Here is a 4,525-nt window from a genome sequence, read left to right on the forward strand (position 1 = left end):
GTTCCGGAGGGGCTGAATCTCCGGACGCCTGTTCCACCAGGCACGGGACCGGGATTGTCAGTGGTGGACGGCAAGCTGGGAGTGCGCCTCCGTCGTGCCGGAGGCGCACGTACCGACCCGACCGGCCGAACAGGGAGAGCCGTCCGATGCCGACCGCCGTACTGACCGACCACGAACGCGCCGCCGTACAGGCCTATCTGCGGCTCTTGCAGACCGTACGAGCCGCGTTCGACGGCCCGCCGGACGGGCGCCGACCACCCGTGATGCCGACCGCCGCGCTCGCCGAGGCCGAGCAGGCGCTGTCGGCGGCCGGACTCGCGGGCAACGAGGAGGAGTTCTTCCGGCTGCTGCGGAGCTGGTGCCCGGAGGTCTGACACCGCGGTGACGGTCCGCTCCCGCCCACCGGAAGCGGACCGTCACCGGCGGACCGTCTCAGGCCCCCGCGGGCAGATACATCCCGGCCGACTGGTCCACGAGCTGCCCCAGCGCCGCCAACGGCTCCTCGTGGCCTCCCAGTTCGCGGAGAATCCGGTGGGCCTCGTCGCGGAACGTGTCGAGGTCCTTCCGGTACCGGCGGAGCACGTCGGGCGCGAGGAGCAGCGCCGTGAGGTCCTGCCGGGCCCGTTCGGACGTCCGCGCGGCGGCGGACAGGGCCGGCACGCGCTCCCTGACCTCGGGTGCCGCCTCCTCCAGGGCGCAGGCGAGCAGATAGGTCACCGTGCCGTTGCGCAGGTCCTCGTTCCGGCCGGAGAGGATGTCCTCCTGGTCGTTGAACAACTGCCACAGCATGCCGAAGACCTCGCCGAACTCACGCCACAGCCGTATGCGCCCGCTGTCCGCGCCCGCCCATATGGCGGCCATGGCCGTGATCATCGCGAAGGGGGCGCCGGACTTGCCCCGGTAGGCCGTGACGACCGCCTCCCGCGCGGCGCCCTCCGTGTCTCCGCGCAGATCCCTGAGCTGCCCTTCCACGGCGGGGAACCAGCAGTTGACGATCTCGGCGGTGAGCGCGTTGCGTACCGCGTCCGGGACCGGCTGCGCCTGGACGATACGGATGGGCAGCGCCTGTCCGGCGACGACGGCCGCCAACAGCGCCGCGTTCGCGCCCAGACGCTCGGGCGCGGAGGCCCCCTGGCTGTCGGCCAGGTCGTCGAGGTAGCAGGCCGAGGTCCACCACAGCAGATGGACGGCCGACAGCGGGACGGCCGGTCCGGGAGCACCGGTCTCGGCCGCGTGGACGAGCAGCGGAAGCACCGACAAGGGGTACTTCATCTGCTGGTGGCCTAAGAGTCCGGCGATCGCGTTCCTGACCGATTCCGACTCAGGCCCCAGCCCTTCCAGAGCGGTCCGCACTTCGGCGTCGATGTCCGCCTCGACCCGCCGGTGCAGGTCGCGGTAGGCGAGGGAGGTCATACGACGGGCTCCTCCCCGGTGGTGAAGGGCAGCGACACCGCCGTGGCCACCAGCCCCCGCCGCACGGTCCAGCGTCCGTCGAAGAACCCGATCCGCCGGCCGTCGACGACCGGGCCGGGGACGAGGAGCCGGGCGCGGAAGGCGCCCGACGGCGCGTCGGTACCGGAGCCGGTGTCCGCCCATACGTCGATGTCGGCCTCCGTGAAGTCCAGCCACTTCCCGGTGAGCGGGAACCACGCCTTGTAGACGGACTCCTTGGCGCTGAACAGCAGCCGGTCCCAGTGGACTTCGGGCCGTTCGGCGGACAGGCGGCGCAGTCGGGTCTCCTCGGTGGGGAGCGCGATGCTGTCCTGCACCCCGTCCGGGAGCGGCTGGTGGGGTTCGGCGTCGACACCGAGGGACGCCAGGTCGGCGGCGCGGACCAGCGCGGCGGCGCAGTACCCCTCGCAGTGCGTCATGCTGCCGATCAGCCCGTCCGGCCAGGCCGGAGCGCCCCGTTCACCGGGCAGGACGGCCTGCGGGGGGAAGCCGAGTTTCTCCATGGCGCGATGGGCGCATCCGCGCACGGCGATGAACTCGCGGCGGCGTTTGGGCACCGCCTTCGCTATGACCGCCTCCTCCTCGGGGAAGAGTGACGCGCCCTCGACTCCCTCGACCGCGCGGGCGGCGTCGCCAGTGCCGGCAACGCCGTCACTGTACGCCTCCACGACCACGACCGACTCCGGGAGCAACTCCTCGATCACCGGCTCCGACCTCCATCGGCAGAATGCGGCGCGGCCTTCCCGGCGGTTCCGGGCGCTCGCGCCACTCGCGGGGGTAACCCACCGACACCTCTTCGAAGCGGACCCCGTCCAGCCAGGTGGTCCGCGGGATGTGCAGATGTCCGTAGACCATCGCCTCGACGCGGAACCTGCGGTGCCAGTCGGCGGTGAGCCGGGTGCCGCACCACATCGCGAACTCGGGGTACCACAGGACATCCGTCGGGTGCCGGTCCAGGGGGTAGTGGTTGACCAGAACGGTGGGCAGATCCGCGGGGAGTTCGGCGAGCCGGCGCTCGGTCTCGGCGACCCGGGCGCGGCACCAGGCCTCACGGCTCGGGTACGGGTCCGGGTGCAGCAGCATCTCGTCGGTGCACACGACGCCGGTGCCGTGCGCGTAGGCCAGGCCCTCGTCCTTGGTCGCGCAGTCCTGAGGCAGGAACGAGTAGTCGTACAACAGGAAGAGCGGGGCGACGGCCACGGGGCCGCCCGGTCCCTCCCACACCGGGTAGGGGTCCTCGGGCGTCGTGACGCCCAGCTCCCGGCAGAGGGCGACGAGGTGCTCGTACCGCTCGACGCCGCGCAGGGTGAGGGTCTCTTTCGGGTGGGTCCACAGTTCGTGGTTGCCGGGGGCCCAGACGACCTTCTTGAAGCGGCCGGCGAGGGTCTCCAGCGTCCAGCGGATGTCGGCCACCTTCTCGCCGATGTCGCCGGCCACCAGGAGCCAGTCGTCGTCGGTCTCGGGGCGCATCCTCTCGACCAGGCCGCGGTTCTCGGGGTGGTTGATATGCAGGTCGCTGATGGCCAGCAGATGTCCCGAACGGCCGGCAGTCGACTCCACCCTCACACCCTCCTAGATCAGTTGGGAACACGAGAACACATGTACGCCCCAGCGGACAAGTGCGGCCCGCCGGGCGCGTGGACACCATGCGCCCGGCGCGGCAGCCGGACACGGCGGAAGGATTAACACGAGCGTGACAGAAACCAGGGCCCCCGTGGCCTTATGATCCCCCCAACACCACCGCCACGCGCCCTTCCTCGCGTCGGCCGGTTCGGTGTACCTCCCTCTCCCCTGGCCGGGCTCGGCCTGTTCAGCCCTGCCCGCGAACCCCGAAAGGCGGCCTGCATGGTCTCTCGCGTACGCGTCTGGCTCAACCGCACGTACGCGGAGAACGTGTTCTTCATGGACCAGCTGCGGAGTAATCCGCAGTCCCGTGCGGTCGAGATCCACGCCACCCACGGTGACCCCGACTCCCCCGTGCTGGCCGCCGCCGACAGCGCCGATCTGGAGCCGGAGGGCCTGTCCCCCGCCGCGTATGTCGAGTACGCGCTCGACCAGTGCCAGCGGCGCGGTATCGACGTGTTCGTGCCGCGGCTGCACCAGGCGGCCATCGCCGCGCACCGCGAGGAGTTCGCGGCCGTGGGCACCGCGCTGCTCGCGGCGCCCGTGGAGGCCGTGCGGGTCTTCGAGGACAAGGTGACGGCGTATCAGGCGGTGGAGGCGCTCGGGGTGCCGGTGCCGCCGTACTACCGGGTGCGGGACGCGGACGAACTCGTGGCGGCGGTGGAGGAGTTGGAGGACAGCGGGCACAAGGCGTGCTTCAAGCCCGCGTCGGGTGCGGGTGGGGTGGGCTTTCGCGTCGTGACGCGTACGTCCTTCTCGCTGGTGCAGCTTGAGGGGTTTCCCAGCCCGTATGTGCCGCTGGATCTGGTGGTGGACGCGGTGCGGGGTGCCGAGGAGGCGGTGGACTGGCTGGTGATGCCCCGGCTTGAGCAGCCGGAGGTGTCCGTGGACTGCCTCACCGGGGCCGACGGGCGGGTTCGTATGGCGGTGGGCCGTACGAAGAACGGCCGGCGGCGTGGGTTCACGCTGAACCCGGCGTGGATCGACCCGGCGCGGTGCCTGGCCGAGCGGTTCGGGCTGCACTACCTGTCGAACATCCAGTTCCGTATGTACGGCGACGAGCCGGTGCTCATGGATGTCAACACGCGTCCTGCGGGCGGGCTCCACCAGCTGGCGCTGTGTGGTCTGAACGCGCCGTGGGCGGCTGTGCAGCTGGCCCTCGGCGAGGACCCCGGGGATCTCTTCCCGACCCGGCTGGGTCAGGACTACACGGTCGTCTCGGGACCGCGTGCGGTGCGGTCGCTCACTCTGCCGCAGCAGCGGGCGGACGTGGTGGCGGTGGAGCCGGTGGACGCTCGTCCGCCGGCGCTCGCGGAAACGCCTTCGGCGGCGCGGGCCCATTCGGCGGACAGCCCACTGGCGGTCTGACGGTCCGGGCCCGCCAGAACCCGATTCTCGCCCCCGCCGCCCCTAGCCGTCCCATCACTGGGGGCTGGCCCCCGAAAAGCGG

At 71.5% G+C, this 4,525-nt stretch carries 5 protein-coding genes; 2 read left to right on the top strand and 3 right to left on the bottom strand.

Translation table 11 applies throughout. The features are described from left to right. Positions 1-146: 146 nt before the first annotated feature. On the top strand, positions 147-374 hold the full coding sequence (locus tag FNH04_RS41890; RefSeq protein WP_152791483.1) for a hypothetical protein: 228 nt from the start codon (positions 147-149) through the stop codon (positions 372-374). Positions 375-432: 58 nt separating this feature from the next. On the opposite strand, the gene FNH04_RS41895 is transcribed toward FNH04_RS41890, so the two are convergent. The 3 genes from FNH04_RS41895 to FNH04_RS41905 are packed head-to-tail and all read right to left on the bottom strand — an operon-like array spanning position 433 to position 3,012. Further along, on the bottom strand, positions 433-1,413 hold the full coding sequence (locus tag FNH04_RS41895) for a polyprenyl synthetase family protein (protein ID WP_152791484.1): 981 nt from the start codon (positions 1,411-1,413) through the stop codon (positions 433-435). Beyond that, positions 1,410-2,156, bottom strand: coding sequence for a 4'-phosphopantetheinyl transferase family protein (locus tag FNH04_RS41900; RefSeq protein ID WP_322725412.1), 747 nt, complete (start codon positions 2,154-2,156; stop codon positions 1,410-1,412). Before FNH04_RS41900 ends, FNH04_RS41895 begins: the two co-directional genes overlap by 4 nt. Then, positions 2,104-3,012: a metallophosphoesterase family protein gene (locus FNH04_RS41905; protein ID WP_322725415.1), complete on the bottom strand. Its 909-nt coding sequence runs from the start codon at positions 3,010-3,012 to the stop codon at positions 2,104-2,106. The genes FNH04_RS41900 and FNH04_RS41905 overlap by 53 nt, the downstream gene beginning before the upstream one ends. A gap of 285 nt (positions 3,013-3,297) precedes the next feature. Here FNH04_RS41905 and FNH04_RS41915 point away from each other — a divergent pair, with 285 nt between their 5' ends. After that, positions 3,298-4,443, top strand: a complete 1,146-nt coding sequence (locus tag FNH04_RS41915) for an ATP-grasp domain-containing protein (RefSeq protein WP_152791485.1) — start codon at positions 3,298-3,300, stop codon at positions 4,441-4,443. The last annotated feature ends 82 nt before the right edge of the window (positions 4,444-4,525 follow it).

It is taken from the genome of Streptomyces phyllanthi (genome assembly GCF_009377205.1).
Lineage (GTDB): Bacteria > Actinomycetota > Actinomycetes > Streptomycetales > Streptomycetaceae > Streptomyces > Streptomyces phyllanthi.